This window comes from Caproicibacterium lactatifermentans (genome assembly GCF_013315815.1).
GTDB lineage: Bacteria > Bacillota > Clostridia > Oscillospirales > Acutalibacteraceae > Caproicibacterium > Caproicibacterium lactatifermentans.
Window position 1 is genome coordinate 546,647 of sequence record NZ_CP046051.1, and the last position, 24,899, is coordinate 571,545.

At 51.8% G+C, this 24,899-nt stretch carries 17 protein-coding genes and 1 riboswitch; of the genes, 10 read left to right on the forward strand and 7 right to left on the reverse strand.

The window, feature by feature from the left end; all coding sequences use genetic code 11:
* Positions 1–60: 60 nt before the first annotated feature.
* Both mgtA and pta read right to left on the reverse strand, forming a co-directional pair.
* Positions 61–2,763 carry a magnesium-translocating P-type ATPase gene (gene mgtA, locus GJQ69_RS02665; RefSeq protein ID WP_086036308.1) on the reverse strand — a complete coding sequence of 901 codons (2,703 nt, stop codon included), beginning with the start codon at positions 2,761–2,763 and terminating at the stop codon, positions 61–63.
* 310 nt (positions 2,764–3,073) lie between these two features.
* A riboswitch (M-box (ykoK) riboswitch) is annotated at positions 3,074–3,233 on the reverse strand.
* Positions 3,234–3,403: 170 nt separating this feature from the next.
* Positions 3,404–4,378, reverse strand: coding sequence for a phosphate acetyltransferase (gene pta, locus GJQ69_RS02670; protein WP_086036304.1), 975 nt, complete (start codon positions 4,376–4,378; stop codon positions 3,404–3,406).
* A 431-nt stretch (positions 4,379–4,809) separates the two neighbouring features.
* Between pta and GJQ69_RS02675 the strand changes: the two genes are divergently transcribed.
* From GJQ69_RS02675 to GJQ69_RS02700, 6 genes are all read left to right on the forward strand, one after another.
* Positions 4,810–5,850, forward strand: a complete 1,041-nt coding sequence (locus GJQ69_RS02675) for a LacI family DNA-binding transcriptional regulator (RefSeq protein ID WP_086036302.1) — start codon at positions 4,810–4,812, stop codon at positions 5,848–5,850.
* A gap of 307 nt (positions 5,851–6,157) precedes the next feature.
* The gene (locus tag GJQ69_RS02680; RefSeq protein WP_174192866.1) at positions 6,158–7,561 is read left to right on the forward strand and encodes an ABC transporter substrate-binding protein; all 1,404 of its coding nucleotides are present in this window, start codon (positions 6,158–6,160) and stop codon (positions 7,559–7,561) included.
* 177 nt (positions 7,562–7,738) lie between these two features.
* Positions 7,739–8,584, forward strand: coding sequence for a carbohydrate ABC transporter permease (locus GJQ69_RS02685; protein WP_086036300.1), 846 nt, complete (start codon positions 7,739–7,741; stop codon positions 8,582–8,584).
* Positions 8,584–9,456 (forward strand): carbohydrate ABC transporter permease, encoded by an 873-nt coding sequence (locus tag GJQ69_RS02690; RefSeq protein WP_086036298.1) that lies wholly within the window; start codon positions 8,584–8,586, stop codon positions 9,454–9,456. Before GJQ69_RS02685 ends, GJQ69_RS02690 begins: the two co-directional genes overlap by 1 nt.
* 45 nt (positions 9,457–9,501) lie before the next feature.
* The gene (gene malQ, locus GJQ69_RS02695) at positions 9,502–11,103 is read left to right on the forward strand and encodes a 4-alpha-glucanotransferase (protein WP_338031359.1); all 1,602 of its coding nucleotides are present in this window, start codon (positions 9,502–9,504) and stop codon (positions 11,101–11,103) included.
* A 13-nt stretch (positions 11,104–11,116) separates the two neighbouring features.
* Positions 11,117–13,444 (forward strand): glycogen/starch/alpha-glucan phosphorylase, encoded by a 2,328-nt coding sequence (locus GJQ69_RS02700; RefSeq protein ID WP_086036297.1) that lies wholly within the window; start codon positions 11,117–11,119, stop codon positions 13,442–13,444.
* A gap of 138 nt (positions 13,445–13,582) precedes the next feature.
* On the opposite strand, the gene GJQ69_RS02705 is transcribed toward GJQ69_RS02700, so the two are convergent.
* Both GJQ69_RS02705 and GJQ69_RS02710 read right to left on the reverse strand, forming a co-directional pair.
* Positions 13,583–14,194: a histidine phosphatase family protein gene (locus GJQ69_RS02705; RefSeq protein ID WP_086036295.1), complete on the reverse strand. Its 612-nt coding sequence runs from the start codon at positions 14,192–14,194 to the stop codon at positions 13,583–13,585.
* Positions 14,195–14,487: 293 nt separating this feature from the next.
* Entirely contained in the window at positions 14,488–14,919 is a 432-nt protein-coding gene (locus GJQ69_RS02710; protein ID WP_086036293.1) for a DMT family transporter, read from the reverse strand.
* 202 nt (positions 14,920–15,121) lie between these two features.
* On the opposite strand from GJQ69_RS02710, the gene GJQ69_RS02715 reads away from it, so the two are divergent.
* On the forward strand, positions 15,122–15,394 hold the full coding sequence (locus GJQ69_RS02715; RefSeq protein WP_157658974.1) for a hypothetical protein: 273 nt from the start codon (positions 15,122–15,124) through the stop codon (positions 15,392–15,394).
* On the opposite strand, the gene GJQ69_RS02720 is transcribed toward GJQ69_RS02715, so the two are convergent.
* A complete protein-coding gene (locus GJQ69_RS02720) occupies positions 15,384–15,653 on the reverse strand; it encodes an acylphosphatase (RefSeq protein ID WP_157658973.1) in 270 nt (89 codons plus the stop codon). The two genes, GJQ69_RS02715 and GJQ69_RS02720, sit on opposite strands and share 11 nt — an antisense overlap.
* A 190-nt stretch (positions 15,654–15,843) precedes the next feature.
* Here GJQ69_RS02720 and GJQ69_RS02725 point away from each other — a divergent pair, with 190 nt between their 5' ends.
* Positions 15,844–18,372: a L,D-transpeptidase gene (locus GJQ69_RS02725; protein WP_174192868.1), complete on the forward strand. Its 2,529-nt coding sequence runs from the start codon at positions 15,844–15,846 to the stop codon at positions 18,370–18,372.
* Positions 18,373–18,450: 78 nt separating this feature from the next.
* On the opposite strand, the gene GJQ69_RS02730 is transcribed toward GJQ69_RS02725, so the two are convergent.
* Together GJQ69_RS02730 and rnhA are read right to left on the reverse strand one after the other, a co-directional pair.
* On the reverse strand, positions 18,451–19,596 hold the full coding sequence (locus tag GJQ69_RS02730) for a cysteine desulfurase family protein (protein ID WP_174192870.1): 1,146 nt from the start codon (positions 19,594–19,596) through the stop codon (positions 18,451–18,453).
* 6 nt (positions 19,597–19,602) lie between these two features.
* Entirely contained in the window at positions 19,603–20,046 is a 444-nt protein-coding gene (gene rnhA, locus GJQ69_RS02735; RefSeq protein WP_086036881.1) for a ribonuclease HI, read from the reverse strand.
* Between the two features lie 764 nt (positions 20,047–20,810).
* On the opposite strand from rnhA, the gene GJQ69_RS02740 reads away from it, so the two are divergent.
* Together GJQ69_RS02740 and GJQ69_RS02745 are read left to right on the forward strand one after the other, a co-directional pair.
* Complete coding sequence (locus GJQ69_RS02740; RefSeq protein WP_236849724.1) at positions 20,811–22,790, forward strand: ribonuclease J; 1,980 nt, start codon at positions 20,811–20,813, stop codon at positions 22,788–22,790.
* Positions 22,791–22,910: 120 nt separating this feature from the next.
* Positions 22,911–24,893 (forward strand): DHH family phosphoesterase, encoded by a 1,983-nt coding sequence (locus GJQ69_RS02745; protein WP_086036282.1) that lies wholly within the window; start codon positions 22,911–22,913, stop codon positions 24,891–24,893.
* Positions 24,894–24,899 lie beyond the last annotated feature (6 nt).

Below are 24,899 nucleotides of genomic sequence, written 5' to 3' on the forward strand. Positions count from 1 at the left end.
ATTCGGACAGTAAAAAACCGCTCTGCTGGAGCTTTGCAGCAGAGCGGTTTTTATATCTTTTTATAATAGTTCACCGTACCGGCGGATATACAGTTTCTTTGCCGCGGTAGCTAGTACCATATAGGCTGCGACGAACAAAAGCAGCCACGGGAAATAGGCACCCGGCAGCGGCGTAAAGCCGAGAAACGAATGCAGCGGTGTGAAGGGGAGCAGGGTAACCAGCCCAATGCCGCAGGCGGTCATCAGCAGCAGTGGACGTGAGGCACAGCTTTGAATAAACGGAATTTTCGGTGTGCGAATCATGTGGATAACGGACGTCTGTGTCCACATGGATTCCACAAACCAGCCTGTCTGAAAGACCGAAACAAACAGGGCACGCATGGCGGGGTCTGTAATGGCGCGGTAAGACTGCCCACCGCAGACCGCTGGACAAAGGATAAAGTACAGCACAAGGTAGGTCGCGATATCAAAGACCGAGCTGGTCGGTCCCATCCAAACCATAAAGCGGCCAATCGAGGAGGCGTCCCATTTGCGCGGCTTTGCTAAGAACTCACGGTCTACATTGTCCCATGGAATTGCAATACAGGTAATGTCATACAGCAGGTTCAGAAGCAGCAGATGCTCCGGACGCATGGGCAGAAACGGAAGGAAAGCACTGGCAGCCAGCACGGAAAAAATATTGCCAAAGTTGGAGGAGGAGGACATCTTGATGTATTTCATCATGTTGCCGTAGGTCCGGCGGCCCTCCAGAATTCCTTCTTCCAGAATCATCAGGTCTTTTTCCAGCAGAATGACGTTGGCACTTTCTTTTGCAATATCCACAGCGGTATCGACTGAAATGCCAACGTCTGCGGCTTTCATAGCGGCGGCATCATTGATGCCGTCACCCATATAGCCAACGGTGTGGCCGTCCTCCCGCAGGACGCGCACAATGCGGGCCTTTTGGGTAGGGGAAAGCTTCGCAAAAATGGAGGTGTTTTCGGCACGCCGCTTCAGGTCGTCATCGGTCATTTGCTCCAGTTCCTCACCCAGCAGAATACGGTCTGCCGAAATTCCGACCTTGCGGCAGATGCAGCGGGTGACTTTGTCGTTGTCACCGGTCAGAACCTTGACCTGCACACCATATTTCTGCAGGGCACAAATGGCTTTAGCGGCGGTTTCCTTCGGCGGGTCCAGAAAAGCGAGGTAACCAATCAGCACCATGCCGCTTTCGTCCTGTACAGAGAAAGCGCCGACCGGAGAAGGGTTGGTTTTCTGTGCAACCGCAATCACGCGCATTCCCGCGTTGTTCAATTCGCCGACTTTGCCGCGCACCATTTCCTTTATATCTTCGGTCAGCGGAATGACCTGTCCCTTATATTCCGCATAAGAAGAAACAGAAAGCATTTCTTCTACGGCACCCTTGGTAATCATTTGTGTTTTACCGCTTTTGTTGGCAACTACAACACTCATGCGGCGGCGGTCAAAGTCAAAGGGAATTTCGTCCACTTTGATATAGCTGTCGGAAATGCCGTTCAGCAGGGGCGTGGTAGCTTCCAGTTCACGGGTGCGGTCAATGATGGCCAGGTCCATTAGGTTTTTCAGACCGGTCTGATAGTAGCTGTTTAAAAAACCGTGCCGCAGGACGCGCGCATCCTCTTTTCCTTCCAGGTTCAGATTGTATTCCAGGGCGACTTTGTCCTGTGTCAGGGTGCCGGTTTTATCGGTGCAGAGAATGTCTATGGAGCCGAGGTCCTGAATGGAATTTAGGTTTTTAATGATGACTTTCTTTTTGGACATAGACAAGGCGCCGCTTGCAAGGCAGGTGGTCACCAGCATGGGCAGCATTTCCGGTGTCAGGCCCACGGCAACCGAGATAGCAAACAACAGGGCGCTCATCCAGTTGCCTTTTGTAAAGCCATTGATAAACAATACAATGGGTACCATGACCAGCATAAAGCGAATGAGAATCCAAGAAACCGAGTCGATGCCTTTTTCAAAACTCGTTTTGGGCGGTTTTGCGGAAAGTTCCTTTGCCATGCTTCCCAGCATGGTTTGATTGCCGACGGCGCACACAATACCGCGTGCGGCACCGCTGATGACAGTGGTGCCCATTAGGGCGGCGTTGGGATTGTCGGTAACCGTTCCCTTTTCGTTTGTTTGGCACACATATTTTTCCACTGGTTCGCTTTCACCAGTCAGAGCGGACTGGCTGACGAACAGGTCTTTGGCGGCAGTAATGCGGATATCTGCTGGAATCATATCGCCGGCGCTCAGGTGAACAATATCACCAACCGCTACTTCGTCCAGCGGGATTTCACGGCTGCCGGTGTCAGAACGTTCCACACAGGTAGTGGTGCGAATCATTTCGGACAGTTTTTCGGCGGCGTTGCCGCTGCGCGTTTCCTGCACAAAGCGGATGATGCCGGAAAGCAGGATAATGGACAGAATAATAATGACGGTTGCCGGATTTTTCTGTCCGGGTGGTGGCAGAATAATATCCGTTACGGCAGAAACAATTACCAGCAGCAAAAGGATGCCCGTAAACGGGTCCGCGAAAGATTTAACAATGCGCAGCAGCAGCGGCGTCTTTTTGCCGTGGGTAACAATGTTGCTGCCGTAATCTTCCCGGGACTGGGCGGCCTGCTCTTCGGTCAGGCCGTGTGGGGTGGAGTGCAGCTGACAGCAGGCTTCTGCCGGGGTGTGCTGCACGGCGTATAGGAGCCGCTCGCTGACGGTATGTGTTTTTGTCGATGCGGTGCGGAGTTCCAATTTCTTTTTCATAGGGTCTGTACCTCCATTCTTTCTGTAGTGCTGAAAAAATGCATGGAAGTATGACACACTGGTTTGGGCAAAAAGGAACAAAGACCATTCAACCGGTTCCTGTTCCGCGGATGCAGAAAAACAGACCGCAAGGCGGTGGTTTTCTGTACCCGGTTCGCCCGCCAGGTTTTGTGCCGCTGCTACTTCCTGCGTCCATTCTTCTCACCTCCGAAAATAATTTATCAGCAGGATACGGTACCGGAAAATAATTGCCCGAAAAGCAAAAATCCCATACGGGAGCCCAAAGCACCTGTATGGGAAAAACTGCTGTTTCCGCACCGATGTTTGAGCTTTAGCTTTACAGGGCGATGAAACTGCATTATGTTATACCTTGTTGTCGATATAACCTGTTCAAACCTTCTCATAGTGTCTCCACCACTCCGCGGCAGCAGTCCGTATCCCTGTAGGAGCCTCACCTACCAGATATCGAATCCATACTATATTATAGGCAATGCACTGTTTTTGTCAATCCTTTTTTGTTTAGCTGCAGCTGTCGAAAAGGCAGAAAAGCAGAAACGGGCAGATGCCGTTTTCGGCTCTGTCCGTTTCTGCAGATTAAAGTCAGGGTATGTATGTTTGCAATCAGGCACCCCGTCTGTTTTTACAGCTGGGCTGCGGTGATAATTGCCATTTTGTAAACTTCCTCAGCATTGCAGCCGCGGGAGAGGTCGTTGATTGGTGCGTTCAGGCCGCCGAGGATTGGGCCCATTGCTTCAAAACCGCCAAGACGCTGAACCATCTTATAGGCAATATTGCCGGCGTCGATGTCCGGGAAGATATAAACGTTTGCTTTGCCGGAAATTTTGGAACCGGGAGCCTTCAGGGAAGCAACTTCCGGAACAACAGCGGCGTCGAACTGCAGCTCGCCGTCAGCCGGGAAGTCGGGGTTGGTAGCCAGCAGCTTTTCGGTAGCAGTGCGCATTTTGTCAACGCTTTCGCCCTTGCCGGAACCCTTTGTGCTGTAGGACAGCATAGCAACCTTCGGATCAATGCCGAACAGGCGGGCAGTTTCTACAGTGCCCTGCGCAATTTCCACCAGGTCGTCAGCGTTCGGTTCGATGTTGATGGCGCAGTCGCCCATGGCATAGGCTTCTTCTCCGCCTTTGCCGTCCGGACGGTCCAGAACGAAGCAGCTGGTTACGATTTTGTGGCCGGGCTTGCATTTGATAAGCTGCAGGGCCGGGCGCACGGTGTCAGCGGTGGAATAGGTTGCGCCGCCCAGCAGAGCGTCCGCATAGCCCATTTTTACGTACATGGTGCCGAAGTAGTTGGACTTTTTCAGATTGGCGCGGCAGGTAGCCTCATCCATTTTGCCGCGGCGCAGTTCGACCATCCGTGCCACCATTTTTTCAAAGTCCGGGAATGTGTCGATATCGACGATTTCAATGCCGTCAATGTCCAGGCTGGCCTTTTTTGCGGAGGCATTTACTTTGTCCGGGTTGCCGATAAGCACCGGAGTTAGGAAGCCTTCCTTTTTCAGGCGGCTGGCAGCTGTCAGAATACGGGGGTCCGGGCCTTCTGTAAAGACAATGCGGCGCGGATTTGCTTTCAGCGTTTCAATCATTTTTTCAAGCATGAATTTTTCGTCCTTCCATTTCAGATAATTTACAGTCTACTGAAGGCAGGCTGCGGTTCATCACATACAACTTTATTATACACCATACAGCAAAGAAAACAAAGGAAAAAGGAACAAATAGTCGAAAAAAATAAAGAATATTTTTGTCCTTTTTTCAATAAAAGTGTGAAAATTATGTCATACAGGCACTGCAAACCCCACAAGGGGTGGGACCATTGAAGGGAAAGTTTTGGCCTTATGGGGTACTTTGGCCGGCCTGCCGCCCGCAAGGTCACGGACAGCTGCAGGCATGCCTGTAAATCCTGCTGCTGGCAAGATTGACATGTGCTGTATAAGATGATACCATAAAAACAAATGCTATACTGCTGTTTTTGCACGATTTCTTTAAAAAACAGGCGGTACCGACAACAGGCAGACAGGAAGTAACGCTTATGAGTACACTGAGTATCAGAGATATTGCAAAAATGGCCGGTGTGTCAGTTACCACTGTATCCCGCGTCCTAAATAATTACCCGGACGTAAGCGAGGGAACAAAGCGGCGTGTACAGCGTGTCATTGCGGAATGTGACTACCAGCCGAACAATGCGGCCCGCAACCTGAAACGCACCCACAGCAATGCGGTCGGGCTGCTGATGGAAGGCAGCGCTACCCCATTTATTACGGACCTTTCCGACATTATAGAAGCAGAAATCAATGCGCACGGCTACACATTGGTACCACATCGTGTAACCAATGGCGTCAGCGGGGTGGATACGGCAGTACAGTTGGTTATGGAAAAGCGGCTGAAGGGCTTGATTATCTGCGGCGGCTATTTTATCCATTCGCTGGAGCAGCTGAAGCGCCTGCCGGTACCAGCGGTTTTCTGCACCACAACCCTCAGCGGCATTGACCACAGCACTTATTCCAGCGTGCACGTTGACGACCGGCAGGCCGCCATGGAGGCAGTCAATTATCTGGTTTCCATCGGGCACCGCGATATTGCAATCCTTGGCGGCATAGAGAACGATTCCGGCGGTGTTTCCGGCCAACGTCTAAGCGGTTACTATGATGCTCTGAAACAGCACCATATTCCACTGGACCCGACACTGGTGCGTTACGGTGGCCTGTTTACCATGCAGCGCGGCTATGATGCCACCTGTGAACTGCTGTCCGGCAGCCGGCAGCCCAGTGCTGTTTTCTGTGTGGCGGACTCACTGGCAGTGGGTGCCTGCAAGGCAATCTTCAATGCGGGCCTGCGTGTACCGCAGGATATTTCTGTTATGGGCTTCGATGGCACCGACATGGCCCGATTCTATGAGCCTTCCATTTGTACCGTGCGCCAGCCAAAAGAAAGCATTGCGAAAAAGACGGTGGAAGTTCTGATTAGTCTAATGGAGAAAAAAGGGCCGAACCGCCATATCATTTTTCCAACTGAAATCGTTACCGGAGGTTCCTGTGCATCTCCTGGGAATTCGGTGAAAAGTCATCAGTAAACGGCAAAATTCCATGAAAACAATTTGCACAGAACAAGGCGACTGCTTCGGCAGCCGCTTTGTTGCTTTTGAAGAATAAAGCGTCAATACAGACAAAAAGAATTTGTAATAAGAAAAGAATTTAAAAAAAATCACAAAAAATACTTGCATCTGCGGAAAAGCTGTGCTATAGTAGAGTCAATCCCGAAAACGTTTCCGAAACAGTTCACAAACATGCCGGATTGTGGCGGAAATAAAGAAAGCAGTCATGAAAGCAGGGAGAAATGGGAAACCTATTGGTTGTACGCGAAAAGGAGTGTGTGACAAAATGAGAAAGAGTGCAAAACGGATTTTTGCAGCGGTTCTGGCGGCTTCTCTGGCAGCCGTTTCCTTCGCCGGTTGCGGCGAAAGCACAAGTTCCTCTGCAGCGGGCGGCGCAGCGTCTGGTGCCTCCACAGCAGCGGGGGCCGGCAAAGGGCAGGTTTATTACCTAAACTTTAAGCCGGAGCAGGCGGATCAGTTCAGCGCCATTGCAAAGGCCTACACCGAAAAAACCGGCGTGCAGGTAAAGGTACAGACAGCAGCATCCGGTACTTATGAGCAGACGCTGAAATCCGAAATGGCCAAGAGCGACGCACCGACCATTTTCATCTGCAACGGTCCGGTTGGCTACAAAACATGGGGCAGCTACTGTGCCGACCTTACCAATGCTGATATGACAAAGCACCTGACCGACAACTCCCTTGCACTAAAGGACGGCAGCAAGGTTGTTGGCCTGCCGCTGGCAGTAGAAGGCTATGGCATCATTTATAATCAGGCAATTATGGACAAATACTTTAAGCTTGACGGTGCCAAGGCCAAGAGCGTGGACGAAATCAACAACTTTGCAAAGCTCAAGGCTGTGGTTGAGGACATGACCGCGAAGAAGAGCAAGCTGGGCATTAAGGGCGTGTTTGCAAGCACTTCCCTGAAGAGCGGCGAAGATTGGCGCTGGCAGACACATCTGGCCAACGTACCGATTACCCATGAACTGCAGGATTCCAACATCAATGTGAACTCCAGCGTGAAAGAGATCCAGTTTAAGTATGCCAACGAATACAAAAACATCTTCGACCTCTACCTCAACAACTCTGTCACAGATAAGAAAATGCTGGGCAGCAAGAGCGTCGGCGATTCCACCGGTGAATTCGCACTTGGCCAGGCAGCCATGATGCAGAACGGCAACTGGGTATGGAGCGACATCGGCAAGGTGGACGGCAATGTGGTAGATAAGAACGACGTCAAGTTCCTGCCTATCTACACCGGCCATAGCGGTGAGGAAAAACAGGGCTTGTGCATCGGCACAGAAAACTTTGCCTGCATCAACAACAAGGCTTCCGCAGCTGACCAGAAGGCCTCTCAGGACTTCCTCAACTGGCTGTACACAGGCGAAGGCATGGACTATGTAACCAAGAACGCTACTGACGGCGGCCTCGGCTTCATTGCTCCATACGATACCTTTAAAGGCAAGTCCCCAGATGATCCGCTGGCAAAACAGGTTTCCGAGTGGCAGAACAAGTCCGGCATAAAGACCGTTCCGTGGGATTTCACCTGCTTCCCGAGCCAGAACTTTAAGAACAAGTTCGGCGCAGACCTGCTTTCCTATGCACAGGGCCAGAAATCTTGGGACGACGTGAAGAGTGACGTTGTAAAGACATGGAAGACAGAAGCGGCGGCCTCCACGCAGAGCTGAGTCTTTTTTCAGCGGCTGGCTGACTCAGCAGCTGGTCGGAATTGAAATAGTGGGTGCAGTTGCAGAAAACTCACTCACTATTTTTTTGTTCCAAATAGGTTTTTACTTCCATTCTATCCCCGATATATGGACTTATCATATAATCGTACTGAAAAATACTGAAGGAGGAATCCAGTTATGCAAAAAATGCTGCGCAAATACTGGGCGGTCTTTACATTGCCTACGTTTATTTGCTTCGCTATTGCGTTTCTCGTTCCGTTCGTCATGGGCTTAGGGCTTTCCTTTGCCAAGTTTACAACGGTGACAGACGCAAAATTTGCCGGCTTCTCAAATTATATCCGTGCTTTTTCCGGTGATGATACGTTCCTGCCGGCACTGGGCCGCACAGTCCTGTTTACCATTGCCACGGTCGTGTTGATTAACCTGTTCGCGTTTCTATTTGCGTTGCTTCTTACCCGCAAGATGCGCGGCACCAATGCGTTCCGCACCATTTTCTTCATGCCAAACCTTATCGGCGGCATTGTGCTGGGCTATATCTGGCAGCTCATTTTCAATGGCGTGCTGGCCCGCTATAATCTGACTTTGACCAGTGACGGCAAATACGGCATTTACGGACTGATTATCCTGATGTGCTGGCAGATGACCGGCTACATGATGGTTATTTACATCGCCGGTCTGCAGAACGTCAGCCCAGACCTGATTGAGGCAGCCGAGATAGACGGCGCCACATCATGGCAGACGCTGCTTCATGTGAAAATCCCCATGGTTATGCCAGCCATTACGATTTGCATGTTTATGACGCTGACCAATTCATTTAAGCTTTTTGACCAGAACCTCGCACTGACGAACGGCGCCCCGGGCAACGATTCCGCGCTGGTTGCGCTGGATATTTACAAAACCTTCTATAACCGTCCGGGCTATGAAGGTGTTGGTCAGGCAAAGGCAGTGGTGTTTGCAGCGATTCTGGCAGTCATCGCCATGCTGCAGCTGCGTGCTACCCGCAGTAAGGAGGTCGAGAACTGATGCTTAAAAAAAGAAAAACAGCAAATGTAATCATTACGATTCTGCTGATTGCCCTTTCATGTATGTTCATCGCGCCAATCCTGATTGTCCTGATGAACTCCTTTAAAGGAAAGCTGTTCATTTCGGACCAGCCATTTACATTTCCAACTTTTGCGAAGCAGGACCTCGGTGAAGCGGGCATTCAGCCAAAAACATTTGTCGGCTTTAAAAACTATATCAATGGCGTTGAAAAAATTCACTTCTTTGACGCACTGGGCCGGTCTGTATTCATCACGGTGTTTGCGGTCATTTTGATTGTTCTGTTTACTTCTATGACAGCGTGGTTTATCACGCGTGTGAAAAATCACTATACCAGCACGCTGTACTATTTGTTTGTGTTCTCTATGGTGATTCCGTTCCAGATGGTTATGTACGCGATGACGAAAGTGGCTGATGTGCTGCATCTGTCCAATCCGGTCGGCATTTTGGTATTATATCTGGGCTTCGGTGCAGGTATGTCCGTGTTTATGTTCTCTGGTTTTGTCAAGGGAGTTCCCATTGACATAGAAGAGGCGGCCACCATAGACGGCTGCAATCCGCTGCAGTGCTTCTTTAAGATTGTATTTCCAGTTATGAAGCCAACAGCGGTTACTGTCGCTATTCTGAACACCATGTGGGTGTGGAACGATTACCTGATGCCTTACCTTGTAATGGGCAAGGATTATCCGACCATTCCAATTGCCATTCAGTACCTGCAGGGCGGCTACGGCAGTATTGATATGGGTGCCATGATGGCCATGCTGATTCTCGCTGTTATTCCGATTATTATTTTCTACGCGCTATGCCAGAAATATATTATTGAAGGTGTTGTGGCCGGTGCCGTGAAAGGCTGAAAAATACCGCTGCCATGAAGAATGGACAGGGGAAGGGGAAAAGATATGTCTATGTTACACAAACAGGCGCCACTTGGGCGCGGGGCAGGTGTGCTGCTGCCGGTGGCCAGTCTGCCGTCAGCACACGGTATTGGTACGTTTGGTGAGGAAGCGTACCGCTTTGTCGATTTCCTGCAGGCGGCTGGTCAGCGCTACTGGCAGGTGCTGCCGCTGGGACCGACCAGCTATGGGGACAGTCCCTACCAAAGCTTTTCGGCGTTTGCCGGCAATCCCTATTTTATCGACCTTGACACCTTTGTCGAGGAAGGGCTGCTTACCCCGGAAGAAGTGAATGCGCCGGACTGGGGCAATAACCCGGAATTTGTTGATTACGCAAAAATTTATCAAAACCGCTTCGCCGTACTGCATAAGGCATTTCAGCGCAGCAATTTTCGTCAGAGCGCGGATTACCGCACTTTTTGCAGCAGCAACGAGGAGTGGCTGGACGACTACAGCCTGTATATGGCGATTAAAATGCACTTTGGCGCTCATGAATGGCTGAAGTGGCCGGAAGATATCCGCATGAATGAACCGAAAGCTGTGGAAGGTTTCCGCCTTTTGCTGCAGGATGAAATTGATTTTTGGAAGTTCTGCCAATATCAGTTTTTCCGTCAGTGGTATAAACTGAAAGCATACGCAAATGTGCGCGGTGTTCGCATTATCGGTGACATTCCGATTTATGTATCATTGGACAGTGCGGACGTCTGGCGGCATCCATCCCTATTCCAGTTGGACAAACAGCGCCGTCCCACCGCTGTGTCCGGTGTGCCGCCGGATAATTTCAGCGCGACCGGGCAGCTGTGGGGCAACCCGCTTTACCATTGGGAACACATGGAGCAGGACGGCTTTGCGTGGTGGAAAAAGCGGATGGCTTTTTCTGCAAAGCTGTATGACATTGTGCGTATTGACCACTTTATCGGCATGGTGCGGTATTATGCCATTCCTTATGGCGAACCTACCGCTATGTACGGCGAATGGCGCCACAGTCCCGGCGAAGCATTGGTCAGGGCCATTAGCAGTGTCATGGGGGATTCCCATATTATTGCCGAGGATTTGGGCTGTGTCGTACCGGAAGTGTATCAGCTGCGCGACGAAGCCGGCTATCCAGGCATGAAAATTTTGCAGTTTGCATTTAACGACACCAGCAAAAACGGAAATCTGCCCTGCCACTATACGGCAAACAGCGTTGTTTACAGCGGAACGCACGATAATGAAACGCTGAAGGGCTTTTTTGCCCACCAGCCGCGGCGCGCTCTCCACTTTGCGTGTGACTATCTGCACGTTAAAAAGAGGGAGCACCTGCCGGCGGCCTGCATTTGTGCCGCCTACGAAAGTGTGGCGGATACCGCGATGATTCAAATGCAGGACTTACTTGGCCTTGGCAATGAGGCCCGCACCAATTATCCGGCCACTATCGGAAATAACTGGCGCTGGCGTTTGCAGCGGGGGCAGGTTACTGAAGCTCTTGCGGTACAGCTGCACGACCTGTGTGAGCTGTACGCCCGCTTGCCGGAAGCTGCCAGCACAGACCAACCGAAAAAAGAACCATCCGCTGAAAAAGTGCCGGAAACAGAAAAAATACAAAAAAGTTCGAATGATAAGATTTAAAGGAGGAATTGAAATGCAGCCATTTCAGGAGGCAATCGTTCATAAACTGCGGGAAATGTATCATACGGACATGAAGTCAGCCACAACCAAGCAGCTATACAATGCGGTCTCACAGGCGGCTATGGACACCTGCCGTGACACGTGGGCGCAGCCGGTGCAGGGCAAAACAGCATGTTACCTTTCTGCGGAGTTTTTACTGGGACGGTTGATTCACAGCAACTTGATGAACTTGGGACTGCTGAAAGAAACAGAAGACCTGCTGAACTCTGCCGGCATTAACCCCAATGTATTTGAAGATGTGGAAGATGATGCGCTTGGCAATGGCGGTTTGGGAAGACTTGCCGCCTGCTTCTTGGACAGCGCCGCCACACAGGGCATTCCGCTCATGGGGTATGGCATTCGCTATCGGTATGGTCTCTTTAAACAGCGTTTTGCCTACGGCTATCAGGAAGAGGATGCCGATGACTGGCTGGCATGGGGTGACCCGTGGAGTGTGCGCCGTGAGGACCAGAAGGTTCGTGTGAACTTTGGGGACCAAAGCGTTTGGGCTGTGCCATATGATATGCCGATTATCGGCTACGGCGGCAAAGTAGTGAATACACTGCGCCTGTGGCAGGCAGAAGCAATTCAGCCTTTCAATTTCCGTTTGTTCAATGACCAAAAATATCAGGAAGCCGTTCAGCAGAAAAATGATGCTGAAGCGATTTCCGCGGTTCTGTACCCCAATGATGACACGGACGCGGGCAAACGTCTGCGTTTAAAACAGCAATACTTTTTCTCCAGTGCCTCTCTGCAGAGCATTTTTGCGGACTATACCGCTAAGTGCGGGACAGACTACAGCAAATTTGCGGAACAGTATGCCATTCAGCTGAACGATACGCACCCGACCGTTTCGATTCCGGAACTCCTGCGTTTGCTGATGACACAGGGACATATGGGGTTTGAGCCGGCATTCCAGGTGGTACAAAAGACATTTGCGTACACGAATCATACCATCATGGCCGAGGCACTGGAAAAATGGAACCTCAGTCTGTTCCAGTCCGTTTTGCCGGAAGTTTATCCCTACGTTGTGATGATTCAGAACCGCCTTTCCAATGAACTGGTCAAAAAGAACATCACGGAAACCGGAAAATACAACATCATTCAGGACGGCATGATTCATATGGCCCGCATGGCCATCTATTCTACCCATTCCACGAACGGTGTTGCCAAGATTCATACGGAAATCATTAAGCACAGTGCTCTGCCGGAGTGGTATGCGCTGTATCCGGAACGCTTTAACAACAAGACAAACGGCGTTACACAGCGCCGCTGGCTTGCTCTGTGCAACCGGGAGCTGGCGGACTTTATTACCGAACGTATCGGTAGCGGCTGGGTAACTGATTTTTCACAGATGTCCCGGCTGAAGCCCTATGCCGAGGACCAATCTTCCCGGCAGCGTTTCCTGGAAATCAAGCAGGAAAAGAAAAATCAGCTGGCGGATTATATGTACCGCAAAGACCGCTTTGGCCTCAACACAAGCAACATTTTTGATATTCAGGTAAAGCGTCTGCACGAATATAAACGGCAGCTGCTTAATGCTTTTTCCATTTTGGATATGTATTTTGGCATTAAGGACGGCCGCATTCAGGGTTTCCATCCAACGACCTTTATTTTTGGTGCCAAGGCAGCCCCCGGCTATTACCGCGCCAAAGGCATTATCAAGTTTATCAATGAAGTAGCTAATCTTGTGAACTATGACAATGCGGTCAACCGCAGAATGCAGGTAATCTTCGCCAGCAACTACAATGTTTCCTATGCGGAAAAGCTCATTCCCGCCGCGGATATCAGTGAACAGATTTCCACAGCCGGAACAGAGGCTTCCGGCACCAGTAACATGAAGTTCATGATGAACGGCGCAGTTACATTGGGTACTTACGACGGCGCCAATATTGAAATTGTGCAGAATGCCGGAGAAGAGAACAACTATATTTTCGGTGCACGGGTAGAGGACCTGGACAAAATAAAGGATACATATGACCCCGTTAAACTGTATGAGAAAGAACCGCGCATCCGCCGTGTGGTGGATACCCTGATTGACGGCACACTTACGGACGGCGGTTCCGGCTGGTTTGCGGAACTATATGATTCTCTGCTGAAAGGCGCCAGCTGGCACAAACCGGACAATTATTACCTGTTGCTGGACTTCCTGCCTTACTGTGATGCCCGTCTGCAGGCAAACCATGACTATGCTGACCGGCAAGCCTTTGCGAAAAAGTGCCTGCTGAATATTGCGGCGGCAGGACCCTTTACCAGCGACCGCACCATTCGTCAGTACGCGGACGAAATCTGGCATATATAATTGCGTACCCATTCTTTGCGCAAATAAAAGCGGCCCCTGCCGTAGGACAAAATCCTGCGGCAGGGGCCTTTTCTATTTCTTCTGTTTTTGTTTGTGAGAAACCAGCCGCTTTTTTCCAGCTGACAGCAGATATTCCTTTTAATATGTATAGGCGGGATATGCCAAAGGTACGGGGAGAGGCAGTGCCACTTCATCCGGGGACCGGTTGCAGTAGCAAATCTGCATTTTTCCGTTGGTACAGTCGATACGGCTGATGCCACCGTTTTTCAGTACGGTTTTTCCGGTGCCGGCACTGCCGCCGGAAAGCACATACAGCAGTGCGTTGATGGCGGCACCATGCGATACCATAACAACGTTTTGAAAAGTGCGGCCGCTGTAATCCGCCAGTACAGCAAGCATACGGTCAATCAGATTATCCCGGCTTTCCAGCGGAATAGAAGCGCCGGAAAGGTACATTTTCCGCCGCTCCACTGGTGTCATGCCGGACAGCGGGCCGAAGTCACGCTCAATCAGGCGGCGGTCCAGCCGCACTGGATAAACGTGTACAGCGGCGGCGATGAGTTCAGCGGTCTTTTTGGCACGCTGCAGCGGGCTGGACAGAATGCAGTCAATTCCGAGCGGGACAAGCGCTCTGCCGCACAGCTCAGCCTGCCTTTTTCCGGAAGCATTCAGGTGAATATTTTCCCGTCCTTGAACCCGCCGCTGGCGGTTCCAGTTCGTTTCACCATGACGAACCAGATAAATTGTCATACCAGCAGCCCTCCCGCCCTGTATTTGCACAGCCTTTCGCTTTCTTGCAACTTTCCCTTTACAATACTATTGTAACTATTGTAGCAAAAAAAATCGAAAAAAGAAAGCTGAAAAGTGTGGAGAAGGCGGTTCTCATTAAAAAAGGAAATAGTTACAAATCCGTTTATTGACAAATGACAAATAAAGCCGGTATAATCAAATTACAAAGTGTATCTGCCATTTTTTATAAAAATTTCTGTATAAAGGAACAAGGATATACGCTTTTAGACAAATTTTTGGCAGTCGGACCATAGTCATCCTTTGTACTTAAAAAGCAGGACACCGCCAATCATCAGTGCAGTGCCAGCATATTTCTGCCAGCCGAACGGTATGCGGGTAGTGCCGAACCACCCCATCGCGTCAATAAGTGCTGCGGCCGTCAGCTGTGCAATGAGAATGATGCACACAGCAACGGTTGCACCCAATCCTTTCATAGCGAGCATGACGGTAATGGTAATCACCATGCCCAATACGCCGCCCAGCAAATACAGACGGCTGGTGTGTGCCAAGGCAGAGAAGTTTCCTTTTCCAAGTAACAGCACAGCCAGCAGGGAAAAGGCGAACGCAATGCCCTGTACCAGCAGATTGGCCTCGTATAGGCCAATGTGTTCCCCCAGCCGTGTGTTTAGTACACCTTGAACACTCATGGCGGCGCCAGCCAGTACACTGCACAGCAAACCCAGCATGACGGTCGCTCCTTTCTGGTATTAAATTTTGAAATGCTGTTTTCTACAGACAATGTTCCCGCCGGACAGCAAAAAAATACGGTTCCCGGCACAGGAACCGAAAAAATGTGCCTATTCCTTTCTTTTGACAGAGTTTTCAGAAAAAAACTGGTATTCTTTTATATCCCCAACAGGCAAAACAAAAGAAAGGCGGCCTTACTTTATGCCACGCAGAAAAAAAGAGGAAAATATGACCTATGAAGAACGAATCCAGGACATTGACAGGCGCATTGCCCAGTGCAAGGAAACAGTTTCACAGCTACGCAGTCAGCGCCGACAGCTGGAAAAGGAACGGGACGAAGAAGCCATGCAGCGCATTTATGCCTATATCCGTTCCTCAGATATGAGCCCCGCTCAATTTTTGGACCTATTGCAGGAACAGGATACGCAGGATACAGCAGGGGAGGAGAAAACGGAAACGTCCCTCAATCCTTAATGCGAAATGTGGTTTCTCCGGGACAGTCCGGCAGCTTTCGACATTTGATGTGTTCTACTTCGGCCCAGCGGTTCCCGCTTTGCACTTCCTGCAGGAAGTCTTTCAGGGCACGGGGACTGCCTTGTGCCTCTATAGAGACACTGGTGTCCCATTCATTTTTTATCCACCCGGTCAGTCTGAGCTTTTCGGCGGATTGGCAGACCGTATAACGAAAGCCAACACCCTGTACCAGACCGGTCACCCGTAGTGCATACCGCATGATTGTTTTCGTCTCCTTTTTTCTTTTTATTTTATTATAACGGCGGCGGTGCTTTCCTGCAAGCGAGTACTTTCCGGTACAGAAGAAGGTTCTTTGCAAAAAGACAGGCGGAGAACCCGCTCGGTCAGCACACGGCCGGCAGTCCCTGCGACTGCTCAGCTGTCGGCAGAGCAGAAAGGAGAGAAGAGACATGAAATCCAAACGAAGGAAACAGGTTACAACCCTGTTGACAGCAGCGGTCGCTTTTGCGGCAGCCGCTGTCCTTACCATCATGCCGGCGGCAGCCGAGGACGGCGGCTCCCTAACACCACAGTCGTCAGCCAGCAGTTCTGCCGTGCAGCCTGCTTTGCAGGGACAGACACAGGCAAAGCAGGAAAACAGCATGGACAGCAGTCAGCCAAATTCCTCCTCACAGGACACGCAGGATTCACAAACAGCGGATACAGCCAGCGATGTACAGGTTACTTTGGACACAGTCGAACCGTACACCTTTACGGAACTGGGAAAACGCTATACCGTGCTGATTCGTACAAAACCGGATAGATGGCCGGCGGTTGTCAGCAGCAATCCTTCTGCGGTAACAGTCAGCAATCCCACATGGAACGCAAAGGTACAGGGCTATCTGTGTACGCTGACCGCTGTGGGTGAGGGAAATGCGCAAATTCAGGTACAGGCGGGCCATACGCAGAAGGTACTAGAAACGGAAGTGAAAGTGCCGCCTGTGCAGCTGTGGACAGATACTTCTTCCTATACGTTCCATACAGCGGGCCAACAGTATACCGTATTGATTCGCACTTCTCCGGCAGTGAAACCCATTGTGGTCAGCAGTGACACAAGCGTTGTGACAACTGCGGCTCCGGTGTGGAATGCCGGAGCAAAAGGGTATCTGTGTACGCTGACCGCTGTGGGTGAGGGAAATGCGCAAATTCAGGTACAGGCAGGCCATACGCAGAAGGTAATAGAAACGGAAGTGAAAATACCGCCTGTGCAGCTGTGGACAGATACTTCTTCCTATACGTTCCATACAGCGGGTCAACAGTATACTGTATTGATTCGCACTTCTCCGGCAACGAAACCCATTGTGGTCAGCAGTGACACAAGCGTTGTGACAGCCGCGGCCCCGGTGTGGAATGCCGGAGCAAAAGGGTATCTGTGCAAGCTGACTGCCGTGAACACGGGAAATGCGCAAATTCAAGTACAGGCAGGCCATACACAGAAGGTAATGGAAACGGAAGTGAAAATGCCGCCTGTGCAACTGTGGACAGATACTTCTTCGTATACGTTCCATACAGCGGGCCAACAATATACCGTATTGATTCGCACTTCTCCGGCAGTGAAACCCATTGTGGTCAGCAGTGACACAAGCGTTGTGACAGCTGCGGCTCCGGTGTGGAATGCCGGAGCAAAAGGGTATCTGTGCAAGCTGACGGCGGTAGGCGAGGGCGACGCAGAGGTCGCTGTTCGGGCAGGCAGCTCAGAAAAAAAGATTGCGGTGCGGTTTGTGACGACCATTGGCCGCGACACTCTTGCCTATACATTCCATACGCCGGGGCAAACCTACCACATGGGGCTGTCCACTTCTACAGGCGAACAGCCGCAGATTGTTTCCTCTGACCCCGATGTTGTCAAAGTGGTCTTCACGGTTCCTAACCCCAGCCATCAGGGATTCCTGCTGTGTAAGCTACAGGCAGGCGAAAAAGAGGGAACCGCCGACATTACCATCACGGCGGGGAGGGCCAAGGCAGTAACAACCATTACCAATGACTTTCGGCCGGTTAATCTTTCTATAGATACCAGCTCTTATACATTCTATTATCCGGGCCAGCGGTATACAGTGCTGGCGACTGTAGCCGACAACACACCAGCAATCGTTTCATCCGAAGATTTATCTGTTGTTTCTCAACAGCTGAAAAGTGACGGGAACGGCCGCTGGCTGATTCAACTGGTAGCCCAGCGGAGCGGGGAAACAAAAATCCATGTGCGTGCCGGCAGCAGCGAAAAGGTGCTTCCGGTGAAGGTTTCGGACGAGCGACTGACCATAACAGCAAATGCTTCGGGACATACGTTTTATGGATTGGGGCAAAGCTACACATTCTTGTTCCATACCTCGCATAATTTGGCGCCGCAGTTTTCTAGTTCCAACAATTATGTAGCCGTTGTGCAGAATTTGGGGTGGAATGCTTTACAGCAGGGCTATCAGTGCAGAGTAACTTCGCGGGGGACCGGTTCCGCTTCCATTTCTGCTTACATAGGCAGTGCCGCCAGAACATCGGTCAGTGTCAGTGTTGTCAATACAGATGAAAGTCAGATGCGGCAGCGTGCACAGCAGTACAGCAGTTCCACAAAATATCTGTTCCTTGTCAACACCTCCACACACCGGGTAGGTGTTTATACGGGACAGAGCGGAAACTGGAGCCAGCTGCATTACTGGGCCTGTACAACCGGCGCTTCGGCAACACCAACGATTCACGGTGTCTTCCACATACAGTCCCGCGGCTACTACTTTGATTCCGGTTCTGTGCGCTGCTTCTACTATACACAGATTTACGGTGGCTATATGTTCCACTCTGTTTTGTATGCGCAGACCGCTTCTCCCAGCCAAGTGGTGGACGGCCGCCTTGGGCAGGCACTGTCCCACGGCTGTATACGCTTGCAGCTGGAAAATGCAAGGTGGATATATATGTATGTGCCGTTTGGTACAACCGTTGTCATTTACTAAACAATAGACAATAAAAAGCAGCCTTTTGCCGACAGCAGGTTTGTGCCGGCAGGGGCTGCTTTTTCTGTATGTTCTTATTTAAAAACTGTGCAGGCGCTTGACAGCATCAGGAACCGCCTGCAGTAACTGGTCAACGTCCTCTTCTGTGTTCTGCACCCCCAAGGAGAAGCGAAGAGAACTACGCGCAGCTTGGCGGTCCAGACCGATTGCCTGCAGTACATGGCTGGGCTCGATACTGCCAGCCGCACAGGCGGAACCGGCGGAAGCACAAATGCCCTGCTGGTCCAGCAGCAAAAGGAGTGCCTCGCCGTCCGTTCCCGGAAAACACAGGTTCAGGTGGCCCGGCAGACGGTGACTGCCGCCATTCCGAAAACAGCCGGGCACAGCGGCCAGCAGGCCCCGCTCCAGCCGGTCACGCAGGGTGGAAACGCATTTCGTGTCCTGCTCCAATGCAGCGGTGCGTTCCCGCAAAGCGGCGGCTGTGCCGACAATGCCAGCCGTATTCTCGGTTCCGCCGCGCCGTCCCTGTTCCTGTGCGCCGCCGCACAGAAGATTGGCCGGATGCAGCCCGCGGCGGATGTACAGCACGCCGCAGCCCTTTGGCCCGCCGAACTTGTGGGCGGAAAGGGAGAGCAGGTCAATATTGTTCAGATGTACATTGATAGGCAAATGTCCCGCAGCCTGTACAGCGTCCGTATGGAATGGCACATCGGCGGTGCGGCAGATATCGGCCAGCTGACGCACCGGCTGAACGGTGCCAAGTTCATTGTTGGCGTACATGATGCTGACCAGCGCAGTTTTAGGCGTTAGGGCAGCCTGCAGGTCTTCCGGACGAACATAGCCGTCCTTTGTTACCGGCAGGTAGGTGACGGAGAAGCCTTTTTGTTCCAGCGCCTGACAGGTATGCAGGACAGCATGGTGCTCAAATACAGAGGTAATGATGTGGCGGCGGCCGGATTTAGCCTGTTCAGCGGCCATGCCGCGCAGCGCCCAGTTATCACTTTCCGTACCGCAGGCGGTAAAATAAATTTCCTCCGGTGTGGCACCCAAGCAGGCGGCAATGCTGTCCCGTGCCTGCTCCACGGCTTTGCGGGCACGGCGCCCAAGACTGTACAGGGCAGAGGGGTTGCCGTAGAACTCCGTCAGATACGGCATCATGGCTGTTAGTGCTTTTTGTGAAAGCGGCGTAGTAGCCGCGTTATCTGCATAAATGATTTTCTGCATGATTTTTCATCCATTCTTAATCTGCATCCACTGCGAAACAGCAAGCCTGTCGCAGCGCTCATTTTCCGGGTGGCCGGCGTGGCCTTTCACCCAGACGAATGTAACTTTGTGGCGTTCCAGCTGCGGCAGCAGCTGCTGCCATAGGTCGCGGTTGAGGGCAGGTTTGCCGTCCGCTTTTTTCCAGCCGCGGCGCTGCCACGAACGCAGCCAGCCTTTGCTGACCGCGTCACATACATAGCGGCTGTCTGTGGTCAGCGTCACTTCGCAGGGCTCCTTCAGGCAGGCGAGAGCCTTAATGACGGCGGTCAGTTCCATGCGGTTGTTGGTCGTTTCCGTTTCACCGCCGCACAGTTCCTTTTCGGCAGCTTTATAGCGCAGCACGGCACCCCACCCACCAGGACCGGGGTTGCCGGAACACGCGCCGTCCGTAAAAATATCCAAATGTTTCATTTGCACTTTGGCGGCTCCTTTTTTGTTGGCATATCCTATCAGCTTTTGGAAAACATTTTTAGTATACCACAGCGGCACGGATGTTTCCAGAAGAAGCGAAAGCGTTTCCGCTCTTGACAGGGTATGAAAATCAAGCTAAAATAAAATGAAGTTGTATATGCATATCTGCTCTGGCCTTTGGGAGTGGCTGACTTTGAGAAGCCAAAGCAGAGCTGCATATATGTTTTTGAGCGGAGTGGTTCTGCGGCCGGTGTATCCGGTACGGAACGGCAGGTCGTTTTTTCGCGGAGCAACGGGCGCTGTGTTCGGAACGGAAAGGATTTTTCCTTCAAACCGGCTTTTGCCGGTGCGTCCAGCTGCCAGATGTACGGCCTTTTTAAAATGAAAAATGCGGGGGCCCAGCGGAAAGGCCCGTGCGGCAGCTTTGCTGTTTTTGCAGCCGGAGGACCGGTTTTGTTTTGTGTACGGTTTTTCGGTATAGGTATATTTGTATGGATTTTGGACCAGTATCTTTTTATCAGGGGGCCGTATTCTGTCTGCTGAACGGCGGCTCTTTTGTTTTTCTGCAGGAACAGGACAATGCTGTGCCTGTGGGATAAAAATCGGGATTTTTTATATTTTATATTTTATTATACTTTTAATATATATTTTGTACCATTGTACGGAAACGGAATACGAAAAATTTCAAAGAATATGCGAAGGGACAAGGTCTGTCAGAATGCCAAAGCGGGCAGCCTTTTTCCCGGGAAAATGGAGGTTTTTTTGTGTCAGACGAAAAAAAAGAAAAGAATTTGATACCGGATACGGCACAGGCGGAAACTGCTTTTCAGGAGGAACAGCCGCGCAGGAAACCAGCCGATCAGGTGATTGGCGGCGAAAGTGTACTGCTGCCAGAACCGGCACCGCAGCCGGAACAGAAACAGCCGGCACCGAAAGCGGAGAATGAGCCGCGCCGCCGTCCGCGCCGCCCGCACCGTCCGCCGCAGCCAAAACAGCCGGTGGCTTCCGCTGCGGCACCGCAGGCGGAGCATGAGCCACGCCGCCGTCCGCGCCGTCCGCGCGGAAAAAGCGGTGCTTCCAGTAAGCCGGTCATTCGTATGGCCTTTTTGGGCGGTCTAAACGAAGTCGGCAAGAATATCACGCTGGTTGAGTGCCAAGGCGATATGTTCCTGCTGGACTGCGGCATGGCTTTTCCGGATGACGATATGCTGGGTGTGGATTTGGTCCTGCCGGACTTTACGCTGGTCGAAAAATATGCGGACCGTATTCAGGGCATTGTGCTGACGCATGGTCATGAGGACCACATCGGCGGGTTGCCGTATCTGCTGAAAAAAGTGAATCTGCCGCTGTACGGCACGCCGCTGACGCTGGGCCTTGTCAAGGGAAAACTCAAGGAACACGGTTTGCTGAATAAAGTAAAAATGAACGTTGTGCACCCCGGCGATACTATCCGCTTTGGCTGCATGGCAGTGGAACTTATCCATGTCAACCACTCCATTCCGGACGCCGTGGGTCTTGCCATTCATTCCCCGGCAGGCACCGTTGTGCATACCGGTGACTTTAAGATTGACTGTACGCCAGAGTGGGGTGAAATGATTGACCTGGGCCGTTTTGCACAGTTGGGCAAAGAGGGCGTGCTGGCACTGCTGTCCGACTCAACCAACGCGGAACGCCCCGGCTTTACCAAAACGGAACAGATGATTGCCAATTCCTTTGAGGCCATGTTCCAGCGTGCGGAGCATAAACGTATTATCATTGCGACTTTTGCCAGCAATGTCAGCCGTGTGCAGCAGATTATAGACTGTGCGGTCAAGTATGACCGCAAGGTCGCGCTTTCCGGGCGCAGCATGGTGAACGTGATGTCCATCGGTGTGGAAATGGGCTATCTGCATGTGCCGGACGGTGTCATGATTGATATTGACCTGATTAAAAAATACCCGAAGGATAAAATCGTCCTTATTACAACAGGCAGCCAGGGTGAGCCAATGAGTGCCCTGTCCCGCATGGCCTACGCTGACCACCGCAAGGTGGAGGTCGGTCCGGACGACTTCATCATCATTTCCGCACGGCCGATTCCCGGCAACGAAAAGAGCGTCGGCAATGTCATTGATGAGCTGATGAAACGCGGCTGTGAAGTAGAGTATGGCTCCATGTACGAAGTACACGTTTCCGGACACGCCTGTCAGGAAGAGCTGAAACTGATGCAGGGCATTGTCAAGCCGAAGTACTTTATTCCAGTGCACGGTGAGCAGAAAATGCTGCACCAGCACGCGGCGCTGGCCTATTCCATGGGCATGAACCGCCAGAATGTCTGCATTGCAGATATCGGTGACGTCATTGAGCTGTCAGAGGACCATATGCGGCATCTGCCGAAGGCCGTTCCAGCAGGCAACGTGCTGGTGGATGGTCTTGGTGTCGGCGATGTCGGCAGCATTGTTCTGCGTGACCGCAAACATCTGGCGGAGGACGGCCTGATTGTTGTGGTGTGCACGATTGCTTCCGAAACAGGCCATGTCGTTTCCGGGCCGGACGTTGTTTCCCGGGGCTTTGTGTATGTGCGGGAAAGTGAACGGCTGATGGACGACGCCAAAGATTTGGTCTATACTGTGCTGGAGCAGTGTGCCGATAACGGTATTCATGACTGGGGTACGCTGAAGACTAATATCAAGGATTCCTTGTCCCACTTGCTGTATGACCGCACACGCCGCAGCCCCATGATTCTGCCAATTATTATGGAAGTGTAACGTGTTCTGGTGGGCAGAATTTGCAGTCCCATGCAAAAAAGTGTATAATGCTTGCAGCCGCAGCCCTGCGGCAGAAATGGGGCGGGCGTTCCTCTGCCTGCCAGAAGAGGGAGATCAGCTGTGAAAAAGAAAATCTGGGCTGCCTCACCGGTCTTTTTTGTCTTGTCCGGCGCTATGCTGGTGATGGCTTTCCTTTCTCTGCGGTATAGCCATACTGTCTTTGTTATAGAACTGTGCATTTCCGGAGTGTCCGTTGCAGTGACGGCTTTGTCAGTGCTGAAATTTAAAAATTATGTTGCGGTGTCTATTGCTGCGGCCAAACAGGTGCTGACGGCCGAGGACGAACAGGCAATGGAGACGTTTACCATGCCGGTTGTCCTGGTGGGGCAGGCCGGGGATATCATCTGGGTAAATCAGGCATTTTTAAAAAAGGTTTCTTCCCAGCATGAGGTGCGCGGCGAGAATATCGACCGCATCATCTATCCGAATGCGCTGAGCCAGATCACCGCGGCTTCCGGCACAAATGTCACGGTGGACAGCCGCCAGTATTCGGTCTTTGGCACGCAGGTTAAAAATGAAAGTATCCTTTATTTTGTAGACGATACGTACTACAAAGAAGTAAACCGTGAATATACGGAAAGCCGCCCGGTCGTTTGTCTGGCTTTGTTTGACAACCGGGAAGAGCTGGCGCGTGACTCTGCCAGCAGCGAGGACAGCCGCATTGCCGCGGATGTGGAAGATGTGCTGTTCCGCTGGGCACAGTCCATGGGCGGCTTTTCCAAGCGCTTGTCCGGTGGGCGCTACCTGATTATGACAGATGAGCGCCATGTGCGGGAGGCGCTGGACCACCGCTTTGCGATACTGGATAAGGTGCGCGAGATTAAGACCAGCGACAACCGCAGTGCCACCATTTCCATGGGTGTTGCGCGGGGGGCTGCCTCCCTGCAGGAAGCGGAGGAGTGGTCCCGCAAGGCACTGGATATGGCACTGGGACGCGGCGGTGACCAGGTAGCCCTGAAGCAGAAAGATGAGTCCTATGAATTTTTCGGCGGTCTGTCCAAAGGCGTGGAAAAGCACGATAAGGTGCGGACGCGTGTCATCGCGGCGACGCTGTCTGACCATATCCGTCAAAGCGACTGTGTCCTGATTATGGGGCACAAGTTCGGCGATTTGGACTGTGTGGGTGCCGCGGTCGGCATGTGGAGTGCCGCAACCAATGCCCTGCACCGTCAGGCAAGGGTTGTATTGGACCGCAGTCAGTGCATGGCACGATCTTTGGTGGACCATATTGAGCAGGCGGGCGAGACGAATATCTTTGTTTCACCGGAAGAGGCACTACCCATGCTGACTTCTCACTCACTGCTGGTGGTGGTGGACACCCATAATCCGGATGTAGTGGAAAGTCCGGAACTGCTGGAAAAAGCACAGCGCGTGGTGGTAATTGACCACCACCGCATGATGGTAAAGCATATTGAAAATGCGCTGGTCTTCTATCATGAGCCGTACGCAAGTTCGGCGTCGGAGCTGGTAGCGGAACTGGTGCAGTACATAGGGGATACCGCTTTGTCCCGCACAGATGCCGAGGCCCTGTTGGCAGGCATTATGCTGGATACCAAAAACTTCGTCATGAAAACCGGCGTGCGTACCTTTGAGGCGGCCGCTTATTTACGGCGCCGCGGTGCGGATACCGTGGTGGTGAAGAGCCTTTTTGCCGATAATATTGAAGTATATAAAGCAAAATACAGGATTGTTTCCAGTGCGCAGATTCATAACGGCTGTGCCATTGCTTATGTAGAAAAAGAGTTTCCGGACATTCGCCTAAGCTGTGCGCAGGCTGCCGATGAACTATTGTCGATTCAGGGCGTAAAGGCTTCCTTTGTTATTTTTCCGTCCGGCGGCACTGTGAATGTTTCTGCACGCAGCTTGGGGGATGTGAACGTACAGCTGATTATGGAGCAGATGGGCGGCGGCGGCCACCTGTCGATGGCGGGTGCACAGGTTACCGGCATGACTGTACAGCAGGTATGTGAAAAACTGCTGGAGGAGCTGGCAACCGGCATAGGACAGCCGCAGATAAAGGACAGCGCCGGAACAGCTAATTAGAAGGGG